Below are 15464 nucleotides of genomic sequence, written 5' to 3' on the forward strand. Positions count from 1 at the left end.
GTAGTGTCCAGGGGGAGCCCATGCTGCACTGCGTCCATCATCCTGGCTACACCATTCCGCTGCCTCCGGGGCATCCCTTTCCGATGGAGAAGTTCCGGGTACTGCGAGAGCAGCTGTCCGGGCTGCCTGCGCACTGGCACGAGCCCGGCCCCGCGCGCGAGGAGGACCTTGCCCGGGTACACGCGCCGGCCTACCTGGAGGCCTTCCGGGAGGGCACCATCGACGAGCGTGCCCAGCGCCGCACGGGCTTTCGCTGGTCGCCGGCGCTCTACCGGCGCACCCTGCTGGAGACCGGGGGCACCGTGCTCACGGCGGCGCTGGCGCTGGAGCACGGGCTCGCCTGTAACACCGCCGGCGGCACCCACCACGCCTTCGCCGGTCACGGCAGCGGCTACTGCCTTATCAACGACCTCGCCGTGGCGGCCTGCTGGGCGCTCGCCGAGGGCGGCGCCCGGCGGGTGCTGATCGTGGACCTGGACGTCCACCAGGGAGACGGCACGGCGGTGCTGCTCGCCGACGAGCCGCGGGCGTTCACCTTCTCCATGCACTGCGCGGAGAATTTCCCTGCCCGCAAGCAGCGCAGCGACCGCGACCGCGCGCTGCGGCGGGGCACCGGCGACGAAGCCTATCTGGACGCCCTCGAGGCGGAGCTGCCGGCCCTGCTCGCCGACCCCGCACCGGACCTGGTGCTCTACGACGCCGGCGCCGACGTCCACGCCGACGACCGCCTCGGGCACCTGCGCCTGAGCGACGACGGCCTATCGCGGCGGGACGCCTGCGTGCTCGGCGCCTGCCGGCAGCGGGGCATCCCCGTGGCAGCGGTGATCGGCGGCGGCTACGACCGCGACATCCCCACCCTCGCGCGCCGCCACGCGCGTCTGCATCATGCCGCCGCGCAGGTGACGGGATGCGCGGTGGCGATGGTAAACTGACGGGGAAATATCGACTTGCGGACGGCGCCTGCAGGCGCCCGGAGTAGGCCATGCCCATGCAGAGCAACGAGCCCGTCACCTTTCTGCGCGACTGCGAGGCGGCGCTGATCCCCGCCGGGGATACGGGCACCATCCCCAAGGGCGCCGAGGGCATGATCACCCAGGCCCTCGGCGGCAGCTACACCGTCTACATCCAGGGCAACCTGTTCCGCATCGACGGCAAGGATGCCGACGCGATCGGCAAGGAGCCGGAGCCCACGCCGGAGCTGCCGGACGACGCCTCGGAGGAGGATGTCGAGCAGCTGGTCTGGGATCAGATGCGCCGCTGCTACGACCCAGAGATCCCGATCAACATCGTCGAGCTCGGGCTCGTCTACCGCTGCGACATCGGCAAGCGCGACGACGGCAGCCGCAAGGTATCCATCGACATGACCCTCACCGCCCCCGGTTGCGGCATGGGCGACATCCTCGCCTACGACGTGCGCGAGAAGGTGAAGCAGGTGCCGACGGTGGAGGAGGTCGAGGTGGAGATCGTCTTCGACCCGCCCTGGAGCTTCGAGATGATGTCCGACGCCGCCAAGCTGCAGACGGGAATGATGTAGCGGGTCCGTCTCGCGTCAGTAGCCGGTGTCCCGCTGGCCGACCGCCGCGGCGTCCTCCGGCGGCCGGCCGGCCAGCTCGTGCAGCGCCTCCACGTCGGTAAGCCGCACCTCGCGCCCCTCGGCGCTCAGCCAGCCTTGATCACGAAACCGCCGGAACAGCCGGCTCATGGTCTCCGGCGCCAGGCCCAGGTAGTTGCCGAGCTCGCTGCGGGCCATGGGCAGGCGGAAGCGCGTGGCGGACAGCCCGCGCCGGGCGAAGCGGTCGGAGAGGCTCAGCAGCAGGATGGCGAGGCGCTCCTCCGCCGTGCGCCGCGCCATGGCGAACAGCATCTCCTGATCGGAGAAGATCTCCCGGCTCATCAGCCGCAGCAGCTGGCGCTGCAGCCCGGGGATCTCGCTCGCCAGATCCTCCAGCCGCTCGAAGGGCAGCTCGCAGACGCTGGTGGTCTCCAGGGCCTCGGCGCTGCAGGGATGGCGCCAGGTGTTGATGGCATCCAGCCCCACCAGCTCCCCAGGCAGATGGAACCCGGTGACCTGCTCCTCGCCGCCCGACGAGACGGTGTAGGTCTTCAGCGCCCCGGAGCGCACCGCATAGATGGCGTGGAAGTCGTCGCCCTCGCGGTAGAGGTGGTCGTTGCGCTGCAGGGGGCGGCGCCGCTGGACGATATCATCCAGCAGGGCCACGTCGCTCTGGCTGAGGCTCACCGGGAGGCACAGCTGCACGAGGCTGCAGTTGGTACATGCGCTGCGCAGGCTGGAGACGCGGAAATCGCTCACATCGGCGCTGGTCATGGATCATCCCTGCCCTTGTATGCCGCTGCGCCGGCGCCGCGCGGTGGTACCCGGGAGGCGCCGGCAATCCCCCCATGATAGTGCCCACGTCGCTCCGGGGCCATGACAAGTCTCGGCGGCGCTGCCGCCGGCCCGGTCCGAAACGCGAGCCCGCATATCTCACCGATTCGCGCAGCGAGGGCGTGGAGATGGCGGGCAGGAGATGGGCAGCGCGGAGCCCTTCCCGAGGGAGAGTCCGGGCGCGCAGGCGTACTCGACAGTACGTCGAGCACCCGGGCCGAGCGCAACGCAGGACTGGCCGCCAGATCCGCGCCCGCAGCCGTGAATCGGTGAGATGTGCGGGCTAGCCGGCAAGCCACGCGAAGGACTGCACCACCATCCACGCCCCGGCGCCGGCGAGCACGTCATCGAGCATGATGCCGATACCGCCGCCGAGGCGCCGGTCAACCCAGCTGATGGGCCACGGCTTGGCCATGTCGAGAATCCGGAAGGCCACGAACGCCACCGGCAGCGGCCACCAGCCGGGCGGCAGGGCGATGCAGGCGAGCCAGATGCCGGTGAACTCGTCCCAGACGATGGCCGGGTGGTCGTGCACGCCGGCGGCCCGCGCCGCGGCGCCGCAGAGCCAGCAACCGAACGCGAAGGCTGCGACCACCACGAGCACCTGCACCGGCACCGGCAGCCAGAGCAGCAGCGGAACCGCCGGCAGCGCCGCCAGCGTGCCCGTGGTGCCCGGCAGACGCGGCGAGAGGCCGCTGCCGAAGCCGGTGGCGAGCAGCTGCACCGGTTCACGCAGGCGAAAGACACTCATGCCCCGCCCCCGAAATGCTGGTAGCCGCCGCCGGCGAGCTCCCGGCCCCGGGCGTCGCGCACCCGCAGGCCAGCGCCTTCGGTCACCCGCCCGATGGGCGTCAGCGGCAGGGACTGCGCTGCGGCGAGGCTGCCCAGCGCCGAATCCGCCGCCGCCGGGGCCGTGAAGCAGAGCTCGTAGTCATCGCCACCGTTGAGTGCAAGATCCACGGCGGCACGGTCTCCCGCCCAGGCGCGCAGCCGGCGGGACAGCGGCAGCCAGTCGGCGCGCAGCTCGATGCCGACGCCGCTCGCAGCGGCGATGTGCCCGGCATCCGCTGCCACGCCGTCGGAGACATCGATGGCGGCGGAGGCCACGCCGGCCAGCGCCTGGCCCAGCGCCACCCGCGGTGTCGGCCGGTGCAGGCGGCGCAGCAGCCGCGCCCAGCGCCTGTCCTCGCCGGCCCCGGACTGCCAGGCGGCGAGCCCCGCCGCCGCCTCACCTGGCCGGCCGGAGAGCCAGACCCGGTCGCCGGGCCGGGCCCCGTCCCGGCGCAGGGCCGGGCCGGCCAGACATCCGATCACCTGCACGCTGACCGTGAGCGGCCCGCGGGTAACATCGCCGCCCACCAGGGCCACGCCGTGGGCCGTGGCCAGCGCCCCGAAGCCGGCGGCGAAGCCCTCGAGCCAGGGCTCGTCGACCTTCGGCAGCGTGAGCGCCAGCAGCGCCCACTGCGGCGTCGCGCCCATGGCGGCGAGGTCGCTGAGGTTTACCGCCAGCGCCTTGTGCCCGACGTCCGCCGCCGCCGCGTCCGCCGGAAAGTGAACGTCTGCGACCAGCGTGTCGAGGGCGAGTGCCTGGGGACGCCCCGGCGCCGGCCGCACCAGCGCGGCGTCGTCACCGACCCCCAGCAGCACGTCCTCGCGGGCTGCCCCGACGTGGACGAGGTAGCGGGCGATGAGGGCAAACTCGGAGAGCGCCACGCGGCGCCTCAGCGACGACGGCGACCGAGCTCGGCGGCGCGCAGAGGCTGGTCGCGCCCGACGCGGTCCAGCACGCCGTTGATGTAGCGGTGGCTCTGCTCGGCACCAAAGGACTTGGCGAGCTCCACCGCCTCGTCGATCACCACCCGGTAGGGCACCTCCATGCGCGCCATGAGCTCATAGGTGCCAAGGCGCAGGATCGCCTTCTCCACCGGATCCAGGGTCGCCGCCGGACGGTCCAGGTAGCGGTCGTAGGCGGCATCCAGCTCCTCCACCCGGGCGATGACCTCGTGCAGCAGCTCCGTGAAGTAGTCCAGCTCCATGCGCCCGAGCCGGTACTCCTCGAGGAACTGGCGCTCGATGGCGCCGGCCTCGTGGCCGGTGAGCTCCCACTGATAGAGGGCCTGCAGCGCACGCCGGCGGGCGCGGGTGCGGCGGCGGTGGGCATGGGGCCCGGACGGGATATCGGCCACAGGCAGGCTCACAGCTGACGCAGCAGGCTGATCATCTCGAGCGCCGTCAGCGCCGCCTCCGCGCCCTTGTTGCCGGCCTTGGTCCCGGCGCGCTCGATGGCCTGCTCGATGCTGTCGGTGGTCAGCACGCCGAAGGCCACCGGCACTCCGCTCTGCATCGACAACTGCCCGATGCCCTTGGCGCACTCGCCGGCAACGTAGTCGAAGTGCGGGGTCCCGCCCCGGATCACGCAGCCGAGCGCCACCACCGCGTCGTACTCCCCGGAGGCCGCCAGCCGCTGCACCACCAGCGGCAGCTCCCAGGCCCCCGGTACCCGCACCAGCGTCAGCGCGTCATCCGCCACCCCATGCCGCACCAGCACATCCCGCGCCCCGGCCACCAGCTGCTCGACGATGAAGCTGTTGAAGCGCGTGGCGGCAAGCGCGACTTTGGCGTCCTGAGTGGTGAAAGTGCCTTCGATGATCTGCATTGTCCGTTAACTTCTGATGAGGAGTGGCAAGTTGCAAGTTTCAAGTTGCAAGCGAGAATACGGGGCCGGCAGCAGCGCCCGCTCGGCCGGCACGTCAGCGAGTTACCTGCGAAGACTCGCTGCGAGGCCTGCGATTATACGGCTCACTTCCGTGCTTCGCAGGATTAGCGGTTCCACCGAAGGCCCCGGGAGATACCCAAGATCCTGCATAAGCCGCAGCTGTGCGCGTAATTCGCCTGCTGAACCCCTCGCCACCCCGAGGAAGTAGCCAAACTCCGCTGGCGAAAAACGCTCAAAACCCTCCGCTACATTGCTGACCACGGACACCGCACTCCGTCGCGCCTGACGACAGAGATCGAAATCCTGACGCAAACACGGCTTCGTGGTCCGGTAGACGTCTACGGCCAACCTATGACCTTTCTGCCAGGCCACTAGCTCCTCAAAACCACGAATCCCTGCCATCGCACCCCCTCCTTGGGGTTACTCAAGTTGTCCGCTTGCGACCGACTCCTTCCCACTTGCAACTTGCCGCTTGCAACTTGCACCTACGTTCAGTCGGCAGCAGCCGACTGAACGTAGTCGACCACCTCCATCCCAAACCCCGACAGCGCGTGCATGCGCTTCGGGGCGGAGAGCACGCGCATGCGGCGGATGCCGAGGTCGGTGAGGATCTGGGCGCCGACGCCGTAGGTGCGGAGGTCCTGGCTGTCCTGGCTGGGGGTGCGTGGCTCGGGGGTCAGCTCGCCGTGGCGGGCCAGGGCCTGGAACTCGCGCATGCGGGCGAGGACCTCGCTGCGGTCGTCCACGCGGCGGAGCATGACCACGGCGGCGGGGGTCTCGCCGCAGCCGGCGATCTCCGCCAGGGCCTCGCGCAGGGACCAGCCCTGGTCCGGAGCCTGGGCGGCGAAGAGGTCGGAGAGGGTGTTCTCGACCTGCACCCGCACCAGCGTGGGCGAGTCCGGCTGCGGCCGGCCCTTGATCAGGGCGAAGTGCAGCGCGCCGTCGACGGTGTCCTGATAGGCGTAGAGATGGAAGCGGCCGTACTCGGTGGGCAGCTCGCAGTCCGCCACCCGCTCCACGGTGCGCTCGTTGCGGACCCGGTAGGCGATAAGGTCCGCCACTGTGCCGATCTTCAGGCCGTGCTCGCGGGCGAAGGTCATGAGATCGTCCCGCCGCGCCATGGTGCCGTCCTCGTTGAGCACCTCGACGATCACCGCCGCGGGCTCGAAGCCGGCGAGGCGGGCTAGGTCGCAGCCGGCCTCGGTGTGCCCGGCACGGGTAAGCACGCCGCCGGGCTGCGCCATGAGCGGGAAGACGTGGCCGGGCTGGACCAGGTCCTCGGGCCGCGCGTGGGGGGCGACCGCGGCCTGCACGGTACGCGCCCGGTCGGCGGCGGAGATGCCGGTGGTCACCCCCCGGGCGGCCTCGATGGAGAGCGTGAACTTGGTGCCGTGGGCGTCCTCGGAGTCGTTGACCATCAGCGGCAGGCGCAGCTGCTCGCAGCGCTCGCGGGTGAGCGTCAGGCAGATCAGCCCGCGCCCGTAGCGCGCCATGAAGTTGATATCCTCAGGCCGCACCATGGACGCGGCCATGACCAGGTCGCCCTCGTTCTCCCGGTCCTCGTCATCCAGGATCACCGCCATGCGCCCCTGGCGCAGGTCCTCGATGATCTCCTCGATACTGTTGAAGGCCATGCCTTGGTCTCCGGTCAGTCGCGTTTCGCAGCTGTGCGTTCAACACAACGACACAACGGGCACAACGATTCACAACGGGTAAAGGTCTGCATCAAAACGTTGTGCTCCATTGTGTCGTTGTGTTTCAGTCCCCCGCCGTATCGGAGCCCTCGAAACCGGCGCGGCGGAGGAGGTCGCGGGTGACGCCGGTGGCGTCCGGGTCGGCGGCGCGGTCGCCGAGCATCAGGCGCTCCAGATAGCGTGCGATGAGGTCCACCTCCAGGTTCACCGGCTGCCCCGGGCCGTAGTCGCCGAGGGTCGTCACCGTCGCGGTGTGGGGCACGATGTTGACGTCGAACTCCGCGCCGTTCACGCCGTTCACGGTGAGGCTGACGCCGTCCACGCAGATCGACCCCTTCTCGGCGATGTAGCGGGCGAGCCGCGCCGGCGCGCGGAATCGCCAGCGCTCGGAACGCCCGTCCGGCTCCCGGGCCCGCACCTCGCCGACGCCGTCCACATGCCCGCTCACCAGGTGCCCGCCGAGGGGGGTGGCGAGCGTCAGCGCCGTCTCCAGATTGACCCGGTCGCCCTGGCCGAGGCGGCCCAGAGTGGTGCGCTCCAGGGTTTCCACCGAGACGTCGGCGGCGAAGTGCGGCGGGGCGACGGTGACCGCGGTAAGGCAGACACCGTTCACGGCGATGCTGTCCCCGATGCGCACGGCACCGAGGTCAAGCCCCTCCGCGGCGATGGTGAGGCGGCAGTCGCCGCCGGTACGCTCGCTCGCGGCCAGGCGACCCGCTGCCTGGACGATACCGGTGAACACTCAGCCCTCCTCCGCCGGGCGCAGCCGAGCGATCAGGCGCAGATCCTCCCCCACCCGGCGCTGGTCGGTAACGGTCAGCGCCAGGCGCTGACTCATCTGCTCGAGACCCGCCAGCGCCAGCAGCGGCCGCCCCTCGTGGCCCATGAGATGGGGCGCGAGATAGATGATGAGCTCGTCGACCAGGCCCGCCTGCAGGAGTGCACCGGAGAGCGTCGGTCCCGCCTCCACCAGCACCTCGTTCACCTCGTCGGCGGCCAGGGCCCGCAGCGCCGCCGTCAGCTCGACGCGGCCGTCGTCACCCGCGGCCACCTGCTGCAGATGCGCGCCGGCACGGACCAGGGCCTGCTCCCGAGGCGGCATTTCGCCCACATGCAGCAGCGTGACGCCGCCATCGTCCCGCAACAGGCGAGCCTCCGTGGGCGTACGCAGATGCGAGTCCAGCACCACCCGCCGGGGCGCCAGGAACGGGCCGTCCACATCGCGGGCGGTAAGCCGGGGATCGTCGGCGATCACGGTGTCGACGCCGGTGACGATGGCGCCGCTCGCCGCCCGCCAGCGGTGGACGTCACGCCGCGCCGCGGCACTAGTGATCCAGCGGCTCTCGCCCGAGGCCATGGCGGTGCGGCCGTCGAGGCTCGCGGCCACCTTGCACCTTACCCAGGGCAGGCCGCCGCGCATGCGGCGCATGAAGCCGGCGTTCAGGGCCTCGGCGGCCTCGGCCATGAGCCCGCCGGCGACGGCGACCCCGGCCTCCCGCAGGCGCTCGACGCCCCGGCCGCCCACCCGCGGATTCGGGTCTCCGGCGCCGATCACCACGCGGGCTACCCCGGCCTCGATCAGCGCATCGGCGCAGGGCGGCGTACGCCCGTAATGGCTGCAGGGCTCGAGGGTGACGTAGGCGGTGGCACCGCGGGCGGCGGCCCCCGCCGCCTCCAGCGCCAGCACCTCGGCGTGGGGGCCGCCGGCACGCTCATGCCAGCCCTCGCCGACGGCCTCGCCGTCGCGCACCAGCACGCAGCCTACCCGCGGGTTGGGGTCGCAGGTCCAGCGGCCACGCTCGGCCAGCCGCAGCGCCCGGGCCATCCAGGCGTGATCCTGCGCGCTGAAGCCGCTCACGGGGTGTCGTCGCCGTCGTCCGGCAGCAGGCCGATCTGGCGGCGGCGGGCCTCCGCGTCCGGCATGCGCTCCAGGCCGTCGATCACCTCGCGGAAGGCGCTCACGTCCTCGAAGCTGCGGTAGACCGAGGCGAAACGCACATAGGCCACCTGGTCCAGGTCCCGCAGCTCCTCCATCACCCACTCGCCGATATCGCTCGCCGCCACCTCGCGCTCGCCGGCGGCGCGGATCCGCTGGCGGATGCGGCTGATGGCCGCCTCCACCGCCTCCGTGGCCACCGGTCGCTTCTCCAGCGCCCGCAGCAGGCCGGTCCGCAGCTTGCCGTCGTCGAACAGCACGCGGGTGCCGTCGCGCTTGATGACCCGCGGCATCACCAGCTCCGCGGACTCGTAGGTGGTGAAGCGCACCCCGCAGCCTGCGCACTCCCGCCGCCGGCGCACCTGTTCGCCCTCGCCGGCGAGGCGGGAGTCGATGACCCGGGTGTCCTGGGCCTGGCAGAAGGGGCAACGCATGCCGGCTCCGCGGGGCCTCAGGCCGCCTCGTAGACCGGGAAGCGGTGGCAGATGGCCAGCACCTTGTCCCGCACCGCGCTGATCACGGCCTCGTTCTCCGGCTCGTCGAGCACATCGCAGATCCAGTTGGCGAGCTCGCGGCTCTCCGCCTCGCCGAAGCCGCGGGTGGTGATCGCCGGCGTGCCGATGCGCAGCCCCGACGTCACGAAGGGGGACTGCGGGTCGTTCGGCACGGTGTTCTTGTTCACCGTGATGTTGGCCGAGCCGAGGGCGGCGTCGGCGGCCTTGCCGGTGAGCCCCTTGTCCACCAGATCCATAAGGAACAGGTGGTTGTCGGTGCCGCCGGAGACCACCTTGTAGCCGCGGTCCTGCATGGTCCCGGCCATGGCCCGGGCGTTGGCGATAACCTGCTCCTGGTACTCGCGGAACTCCGGCTCCAGGGCCTCCTTGAAGGCCACCGCCTTGGCGGCGATGACGTGCATCAGCGGCCCGCCCTGGGTGCCCGGGAAGACCAGCGACTGCAGCTTCTTGGTCACCTCCGGGTTCTCGCGGGCGAGGATCAGCCCGCCGCGGGGGCCGCGCAGGGTCTTGTGGGTGGTGGTGGTCACCACGTCCGCATGGGCCACCGGGCTCGGGTAGACACCGGCGGCCACCAGGCCGGCGACATGCGCCATGTCCGCGACGAGGTAGGCGTTCACCTCGTCGGCGATGGCGCGGAAGCGCGCCCAGTCGACCACCCGCGAGTAGGCGGAGAATCCGGCGACGATGAGCCTCGGCCGGTGCTCGCGCGCCAGGCGCGCGACCTCGTCGTAGTCGATCTCGCCGGTGTCGGTGTTCAGGCCGTACTGCACGGCGTTGAAGATCTTGCCGGAGAAGTTCGGCTTGGCGCCGTGGGTCAGGTGCCCGCCGTGGTCGAGGCTCATGCCGAGCAGGGTGTCGCCGGGCTTCGCCAGCGCCAGGAACACGGCCAGATTGGCCGAGGAGCCGGAGTGCGGCTGCACGTTGGCATAGGCCGCGCCGAAGAGCGCCTTCGCCCGCTCGATGGCGAGCCGCTCGCCGACGTCGACGAACTCGCAGCCGCCGTAGTAGCGCTTGCCCGGATAGCCCTCGGCGTACTTGTTGGTCAGCACGCTGCCCTGCAGCTCCAGTACCCGGGGGCTGGCGTAGTTCTCCGAGGCGATCAGCTCGATGTGCTCTTCCTGCCGACGGCGCTCGCGGTCGATTGACTCGGCGAGCTCCGGGTCGAAACCGGCAACGGTCATGGTGCTGGAGAACATGGCGGTCCCTCTCGAAAAGGTGCTGGAAATTCGGTGCCTTTCCGGGCAGTTTTAACGCCTCTGCCGCCGGCCGTTCACGCGGCCCGGCGACAGGCCGTGGCGGTCGCGGCATGGCCGCGGAAAAGGTCACAATGATAAAGGATCAGGGGCTCTGGTGCATGTGCCGCCGGGCATCGGGCGCAGCGGGAAAACAGCATGTCGGTAGCGAAAACGCGACGCCGCCCGCGCAGCTGGGTAGGCTGGCGCGAGTGGGTCGGCCTTCCGGCCCTCGGCATCGAAGCCATCAAGGCGAAAGTGGACACCGGGGCCGCCACGTCCTGCCTGCACGCCATCCACGTGCGGCGCTACCGCGGCCCGGAGGGCGAGCGGGTGCGCTTTCAGGTCCATCCGCTGCAGCGGCGCACGGACATCACCGTCCACTGCGACGCCGCCCTGCTCGGCGACCGGGTGGTCACCAGCTCCACCGGTCACCGCGAGCGCCGGCTGGTGGTGCGCACGCCGCTGGCCATCGCCGGCCGACGCTTCGCCATTGAGCTGACCCTGACCAACCGCGATAGCATGGGCTTTCGCATGCTGATCGGCCGCCGGGCCATGAAGGGCCGGCTGCTGGTCGACCCCGGCGCCTCCTATCTGGCCGGCGCCGCGGACAGTGAGGCGCCGCGGCGCCAGCTCCGCTCACCCTGAATCCACCACCGGGAGCCGCCTCGGATGCCCAATCCGCTGAACATCTACGTCCTCTCGCGCAACGCCCGGCTCTACTCCACCCGGCGCATCGTCGAGGCCGGCCGCGAGCGTGGGCACACGGTGCGGGTCATCGATCCGCTGCGCTGCTACGTGAAGATCAGCGCCCACCGCCCCGAGGTGCACCTCAAGGGCGAGATCCTGCCGGCGCCGGACGCGGTCATCCCCCGCATCGGCGCCTCGGTGACCTTCTACGGCACCGCCGTCCTGCGCCAGTTCGAGATGATGGGGGTGTTCCCGCTGAACGAGTCGGTGGCCATCAGCCGCTCGCGGGACAAGCTCCGCTCCCTGCAGCTCCTCGCCCGCCGCGGCATCGGCCTGCCGGTGAGCAGCTTCGCGTACTCCCCGGACGACAACGCCGACCTGATCAGCATCGTCGGCGGCGCGCCCCTGGTGCTGAAGCTGCTGGAGGGCACCCAGGGCAAGGGCGTGGTGCTGGCCGAGACCAACAAGGCCGCGGAGAGCGTGATCGACGCCTTCCACGGCCTCAACGCCTATTTCCTGGCCCAGGAGTTCATCAAGGAGGCCAACGGCGCCGACATCCGCTGTTTCGTGGTGGGCGAGAAGGTCATCGCCTCCATGATGCGCCAGGCGAAGGAGGGCGAGTTCCGCTCCAACGTCCACCGCGGCGGCAGCGCCAAGCCCATCCGCATCACCCCCGAGGAGCGCTCGGTGGCGACCCGCGCGGCCAGGATCATGGGCCTCAACGTCGCCGGCGTGGACATCATGCGCTCGGCCCACGGCCCGGTGGTGCTGGAGGTCAACTCCTCCCCCGGCCTCGAGGGCATCGAGGGCGCCACCGGCAAGGACATCGCCGGCAGCATGATCCAGTTCATCGAGAAGTTCGGCAAAGCCGGACGCACCAAGACCCGCGGCAAGGGATAGTTGCCCTGCGCCACGGCATTGAGGAAGACAACCGCAAAGGCGCGAAGATCGCGAAGGATTCGCGAAGAACACCAGAATGGGATGCCCCTGTAAGCTTTAAGGGCAGCCGTGCGTGCCCCGCTTGCGTGGTCGTCCGGTCCGAACCTTTGGCGGGGCGCAACCGCTAACCGTCTTCGCGTCCTTTGCGCCTTTGCGGTTATTCCCCGCTTTCCCCATCGACCCGCATGCCGACATTGGCAAGCTCCTCGCGCATGGCCTCGTCCTCCAGCAGGGCCCGGAAGCGGGCCACTGCGGGGCGGTCCCAGCGGGACTCGGGGACGAGGAAGTCGTAGTGCTCGTCGCGCAGGGGGTCGAAGGCGAGACCGTAGGCCGCGGCCACCGGCGCGATGGTCACGCCCCAGTCCGCCCGGCCCTGGGCGACGGCGGCGGCCACCGCGTTGTGGGAGGCGGGCTGCACGCCCCAGCCGGGGGGCTGCCAATCACCGAGCAGCCGGTCCACCAGCACCCGGGTGCCGCTGCCGGCGTTGCGGTTTACCATCACCAGCGCCTCGTCCGCGCGCAGACGGGTCTGGAGCGCCGTCCCCGCGAGCCCGGCGAGACGCTCGTCATCGGCGCGGTAACAGATGCCCTGCCGGCGCCGGTAGCCGGGCAGCAGGCGCACCCCGTCCGGCAGCCAGGGCCGGTTGTAGGTGTCGGTCTCCGGGTCCAGCAGGTGCACGCCGGCAACGTCGCAGTCCCCCCGGCGCGCCGCCTCGACGCCGCCCAGGCTGCCCACGTGCAGCGAACGCACTGCGTAGCCCTCCCGTCGCAGCCGGGCCAGCATGCGATCCAGCCCCACGCAGTGGCTGCCCACGGCCACGACATCAGGCAGCTCCTGGGCCTCATCCAGGCAGTACACGGTGACCTCGCTGCCGGCGGCGAGCCCGCGGCTGCGCTCGCCGGCGACGATGAAGCCATCGGCCCGGCTGAAGGTGCTCACCGCCCCCGAGCCCTTGGGGATCGGGTAGGCCGCGAGGCCGCCCGACGCGTCCGGCAGCAGGCCCACCATGTGGTATTCGGCCCGCCCGAGCTCCGAAGGCAGCGCGAGCGGCAGCGTCGCCCGCCGGCGTGAGCGCATCGCCTCGCGCCGCCCGGCCATCGCGCGCAGCACCGGTGCCACGAACTCCTGGAAGGTAAAGATCGCCGAGGTGGGGAAGCCCGGCAGCAGCACCACCGGCCGCCCGCGGGTGACCGCGAGGCAGAGCGGCTTGCCCGGCTTCACGGCGACGCCGTGGACCACGATCCCCGGGTCGTCCCAGTGGCCCGCCACGCGGTGGGCGATGTCCCCCTCCCCCTTCGAGGTGCCGCCGGAGAGCAGCACCATGTCCGCCGCCAGTGCCTGCTCGATGGCGGCCTGCAGGGCGGCCTCGTCATCGCGCACGATACCGAGCGCCCAGGGCTCGCCGCCGTGCTCGCGCACCGCGGCCGCCAGAATATGGCCGTTGGAGTCGTAGACGCCGCCGTCCCGCGGCGGCTCGCCTGGGGCGAGCAGCTCATCGCCGGTGGAGAGAATGGCCACCCGCGGCCGCCGCCAGACCGGTACCTCGCCGGTGCCGGTGGCCGCCAGCAGGCCGATCTCGCGGGAGCCGAGGGGCTGGCCCGCGAACAGCACCGACTCGCCGCGGGCGATGTCGGCGCCGGCGTGGGTGACGAAGGCGCCGGGCGCCGCCGGCCGCGTCACGGCCACCCCGGCGCCGGCCCGGTCGCTGTGCTCGAGCATGACCACCGCGTCCGCCCCGCGCGGCAGCATGCCGCCGGTGGCAATGGGCGTGGCGGTGCCCGGGGCGACCTCAACCCCGGGCACGATGCCGGGCGTGAGCAGCTCGGCGTTCAGCGCAAGCTGCACCGGCGCGTCCTCCGCGGCGTCCTCGGTGTCCGCTGCACGCACGGCAAAGCCGTCGACATTGGCGCGATCGAAGCCAGGCACGTCCACCGCAGCCGCCACGTCGTCGGCGAGCACGCGCCCGAGTGCGGTCTCCAGGGCCACCGTCTCGACGCCGAGCGGCGCCGGCACGAAGGCCGCACGCAGGCGCGCCAGGGCCTCCTCACGACTTACCGCCCGCAGGAACTGGCGCTGCTCCGGCGCCCCGTCAGACATTCCGGCTCTCCTCCAGCCACGCCACGGTCACCATCTCACCGGCCGCGTGGCCCTCGCTCTCCTCCGCCACCACCATCACGCCGGCCAGGCGCGCCGGCGGCAGCACCGCGTCCCGCGGCAGCGGCACCACGCCGTCCCCCGCCCGCGCCAGGGGCACCAGCTCGGTCACGCCCAGCGGCGAGCTCAGCTTGCGGCCCAGGCGTGCGACGCCCGACGCCGGCGGCGTCAGTCCGAGCCGCGCCCCGAGCAGCAGCCACAGGGCGCAGAACGCCGGCCACGGCTGCCCGGGCACGCCGAGCACCCGCAGCGCTCCCAGCTGCCCGAGGCGTGTGCCCAGGCCCGGCTGCATGGCCACGCCCCGGGCCACGAGCCCGTCGTGGCGCGCCAGCAGCCCGGCCAGGGGGTCGTCCGGTACCTCGCCGCTGCCGCCGAGGGCGACGATCAGCCCGGGCGGGGCGTCCGCGGCCAGCGAGGCCTCGAGGCCGCCGTCCACGATGCGTACCTCGATACCGGGTTGCTGCAGCAGCCGCGCCACCAGCGTCCCCGTCAGCGACGCCGTGGCTGCCCCGTCGATGACGGTCAGCGTCACCGGCAACGGCGCCTGGCAGGCCAGCTCCCGGATTCCGAGCGCGCCCAGGCGGGCCGCCGCCAGGGGACTCAGCCGCTCGCCAGCGGCCAGCAGCCGGTCGCCCGGGGCGATGTCGGCACCGGCTCGCCTGACGCCCTCCCCCGCCGCCACCGGTGTGCTCAGGGTCACGCCCTGCTCGTCGACGGCGGCGATGCCGGCAGGCACCACCGCGTCACTGCCGCGTGGCAGGGCCTCCCCGGCGGCGATCCGGCGGGCACGCCCCTGTGACCAGCCCAGCCGCACCGGGCTGTAGACCCCCGCGCCCTGGGTATCCGCCGCCGCCACGGCAACGCCGTGCTCACGGGCGCTCGGCTGCGAGGGCCAGGGGGCGTCGGCCGTGACGTCCGCGGCGGCGACGCACCCGATCGCCTCCGACAGCGGCACGCTCCGGGCCGCCGCCGGCGGCCAGTGCGCCGCGAGCCAGGCCCGCGCCTCTTCCACGCCCAGAAGCTCGTCGCCGCTCATGTCCCTCGGTCCGTCCGCCATGGGTTACGCACCAGCCCGGGGCATGCCCGAGCGGCGCGGCCCGATAGCTTACAAGCTTCAAGGCCGACCGCGCCCTACAGGATGGGCCGTCAGCCGGCCCTCGCCAGTAGGCCATCTCCGCGCAGGCCGCGGCGGCGGGTACGG

The 15464-nt window shown here is 71.9% G+C and carries 17 protein-coding genes; 4 read left to right on the top strand and 13 right to left on the bottom strand.

Annotated features, from left to right (window positions below):
• Window positions 1-20 precede the first annotated feature (20 nt).
• Together LMH63_RS14585 and sufT are read left to right on the top strand one after the other, a co-directional pair.
• Window positions 21-932, top strand: a complete 912-nt coding sequence (locus LMH63_RS14585) for a histone deacetylase family protein (protein ID WP_109679353.1) — start codon at window positions 21-23, stop codon at window positions 930-932.
• 50 nt (window positions 933-982) lie between these two features.
• Window positions 983-1534, top strand: coding sequence for a putative Fe-S cluster assembly protein SufT (gene sufT, locus LMH63_RS14590; protein ID WP_109679352.1), 552 nt, complete (start codon window positions 983-985; stop codon window positions 1532-1534).
• A 15-nt stretch (window positions 1535-1549) separates the two neighbouring features.
• Here sufT and fnr read toward each other — a convergent pair whose 3' ends face one another.
• The 11 genes from fnr to glyA form a co-directional block, all read right to left on the bottom strand.
• The gene (gene fnr, locus LMH63_RS14595; protein ID WP_109679351.1) at window positions 1550-2326 is read right to left on the bottom strand and encodes a fumarate/nitrate reduction transcriptional regulator Fnr; all 777 of its coding nucleotides are present in this window, start codon (window positions 2324-2326) and stop codon (window positions 1550-1552) included.
• Window positions 2327-2669: 343 nt separating this feature from the next.
• Window positions 2670-3137, bottom strand: a complete 468-nt coding sequence (locus LMH63_RS14600; protein WP_109679350.1) for a phosphatidylglycerophosphatase A family protein — start codon at window positions 3135-3137, stop codon at window positions 2670-2672.
• The gene (gene thiL / locus LMH63_RS14605; protein ID WP_109679349.1) at window positions 3134-4099 is read right to left on the bottom strand and encodes a thiamine-phosphate kinase; all 966 of its coding nucleotides are present in this window, start codon (window positions 4097-4099) and stop codon (window positions 3134-3136) included. Before thiL ends, LMH63_RS14600 begins: the two co-directional genes overlap by 4 nt.
• Before the next feature lie 8 nt (window positions 4100-4107).
• A complete protein-coding gene (gene nusB / locus LMH63_RS14610) occupies window positions 4108-4572 on the bottom strand; it encodes a transcription antitermination factor NusB (RefSeq protein WP_229332608.1) in 465 nt (154 codons plus the stop codon).
• Between the two features lie 8 nt (window positions 4573-4580).
• Window positions 4581-5042: a 6,7-dimethyl-8-ribityllumazine synthase gene (gene ribH, locus LMH63_RS14615; RefSeq protein ID WP_109679348.1), complete on the bottom strand. Its 462-nt coding sequence runs from the start codon at window positions 5040-5042 to the stop codon at window positions 4581-4583.
• Between the two features lie 102 nt (window positions 5043-5144).
• Entirely contained in the window at window positions 5145-5504 is a 360-nt protein-coding gene (locus tag LMH63_RS19550) for a four helix bundle protein (RefSeq protein ID WP_109679347.1), read from the bottom strand.
• A gap of 89 nt (window positions 5505-5593) precedes the next feature.
• Window positions 5594-6736, bottom strand: coding sequence for a bifunctional 3,4-dihydroxy-2-butanone-4-phosphate synthase/GTP cyclohydrolase II (gene ribBA, locus LMH63_RS14620; RefSeq protein ID WP_109679346.1), 1143 nt, complete (start codon window positions 6734-6736; stop codon window positions 5594-5596).
• A gap of 124 nt (window positions 6737-6860) precedes the next feature.
• Window positions 6861-7538 (bottom strand): riboflavin synthase, encoded by a 678-nt coding sequence (locus tag LMH63_RS14625; RefSeq protein WP_109679345.1) that lies wholly within the window; start codon window positions 7536-7538, stop codon window positions 6861-6863.
• Entirely contained in the window at window positions 7539-8621 is a 1083-nt protein-coding gene (gene ribD, locus LMH63_RS14630; protein WP_109679367.1) for a bifunctional diaminohydroxyphosphoribosylaminopyrimidine deaminase/5-amino-6-(5-phosphoribosylamino)uracil reductase RibD, read from the bottom strand. It lies immediately after the preceding gene.
• Between the two features lie 29 nt (window positions 8622-8650).
• Window positions 8651-9166 (bottom strand): transcriptional regulator NrdR, encoded by a 516-nt coding sequence (gene nrdR, locus LMH63_RS14635; RefSeq protein ID WP_109679344.1) that lies wholly within the window; start codon window positions 9164-9166, stop codon window positions 8651-8653.
• A gap of 17 nt (window positions 9167-9183) precedes the next feature.
• Window positions 9184-10443, bottom strand: coding sequence for a serine hydroxymethyltransferase (glyA, locus tag LMH63_RS14640; protein WP_109679343.1), 1260 nt, complete (start codon window positions 10441-10443; stop codon window positions 9184-9186).
• A 195-nt stretch (window positions 10444-10638) separates the two neighbouring features.
• On the opposite strand from glyA, the gene LMH63_RS14645 reads away from it, so the two are divergent.
• Both LMH63_RS14645 and rimK read left to right on the top strand, forming a co-directional pair.
• Entirely contained in the window at window positions 10639-11127 is a 489-nt protein-coding gene (locus LMH63_RS14645) for an ATP-dependent zinc protease family protein (RefSeq protein WP_109679342.1), read from the top strand.
• Between the two features lie 24 nt (window positions 11128-11151).
• Complete coding sequence (gene rimK, locus LMH63_RS14650; protein ID WP_373317862.1) at window positions 11152-12069, top strand: 30S ribosomal protein S6--L-glutamate ligase; 918 nt, start codon at window positions 11152-11154, stop codon at window positions 12067-12069.
• Window positions 12070-12265: 196 nt separating this feature from the next.
• On the opposite strand, the gene LMH63_RS14655 is transcribed toward rimK, so the two are convergent.
• Together LMH63_RS14655 and LMH63_RS14660 are read right to left on the bottom strand one after the other, a co-directional pair.
• Window positions 12266-14206, bottom strand: coding sequence for a molybdopterin biosynthesis protein (locus tag LMH63_RS14655; RefSeq protein ID WP_109679341.1), 1941 nt, complete (start codon window positions 14204-14206; stop codon window positions 12266-12268).
• Entirely contained in the window at window positions 14199-15320 is a 1122-nt protein-coding gene (locus LMH63_RS14660; RefSeq protein WP_109679340.1) for a MoeA family protein, read from the bottom strand. The genes LMH63_RS14655 and LMH63_RS14660 overlap by 8 nt, the downstream gene beginning before the upstream one ends.
• Window positions 15321-15464 lie beyond the last annotated feature (144 nt).

The organism is Spiribacter halobius (assembly GCF_020883455.1).
Lineage (GTDB): Bacteria > Pseudomonadota > Gammaproteobacteria > Nitrococcales > Nitrococcaceae > Sediminicurvatus > Sediminicurvatus halobius.

Excerpts from the sequence above, each read along its gene's own strand:
- sufT (WP_109679352.1), top strand. The coding sequence starts at position 983 with ATGCCCATGCAGAGCAACGAGCCCGTCACCTTTCTGCGCGACTGCGAG.
- glyA (WP_109679343.1), bottom strand. The coding sequence starts at position 10,443 with ATGTTCTCCAGCACCATGACCGTTGCCGGTTTCGACCCGGAGCTCGCC.
- LMH63_RS19550 (WP_109679347.1), bottom strand. The coding sequence starts at position 5,504 with ATGGCAGGGATTCGTGGTTTTGAGGAGCTAGTGGCCTGGCAGAAAGGT.
- LMH63_RS14645 (WP_109679342.1), top strand. The coding sequence starts at position 10,639 with ATGTCGGTAGCGAAAACGCGACGCCGCCCGCGCAGCTGGGTAGGCTGG.
- ribBA (WP_109679346.1), bottom strand. The coding sequence starts at position 6,736 with ATGGCCTTCAACAGTATCGAGGAGATCATCGAGGACCTGCGCCAGGGG.
- LMH63_RS14660 (WP_109679340.1), bottom strand. The coding sequence starts at position 15,320 with ATGGCGGACGGACCGAGGGACATGAGCGGCGACGAGCTTCTGGGCGTG.
- LMH63_RS14655 (WP_109679341.1), bottom strand. The coding sequence starts at position 14,206 with ATGTCTGACGGGGCGCCGGAGCAGCGCCAGTTCCTGCGGGCGGTAAGT.
- fnr (WP_109679351.1), bottom strand. The coding sequence starts at position 2,326 with ATGACCAGCGCCGATGTGAGCGATTTCCGCGTCTCCAGCCTGCGCAGC.
- nrdR (WP_109679344.1), bottom strand. The coding sequence starts at position 9,166 with ATGCGTTGCCCCTTCTGCCAGGCCCAGGACACCCGGGTCATCGACTCC.
- LMH63_RS14600 (WP_109679350.1), bottom strand. The coding sequence starts at position 3,137 with ATGAGTGTCTTTCGCCTGCGTGAACCGGTGCAGCTGCTCGCCACCGGC.
- LMH63_RS14585 (WP_109679353.1), top strand. The coding sequence starts at position 21 with ATGCTGCACTGCGTCCATCATCCTGGCTACACCATTCCGCTGCCTCCG.
- ribD (WP_109679367.1), bottom strand. The coding sequence starts at position 8,621 with ATGGCCCGGGCGCTGCGGCTGGCCGAGCGTGGCCGCTGGACCTGCGAC.
- rimK (WP_373317862.1), top strand. The coding sequence starts at position 11,152 with ATGCCCAATCCGCTGAACATCTACGTCCTCTCGCGCAACGCCCGGCTC.
- ribH (WP_109679348.1), bottom strand. The coding sequence starts at position 5,042 with ATGCAGATCATCGAAGGCACTTTCACCACTCAGGACGCCAAAGTCGCG.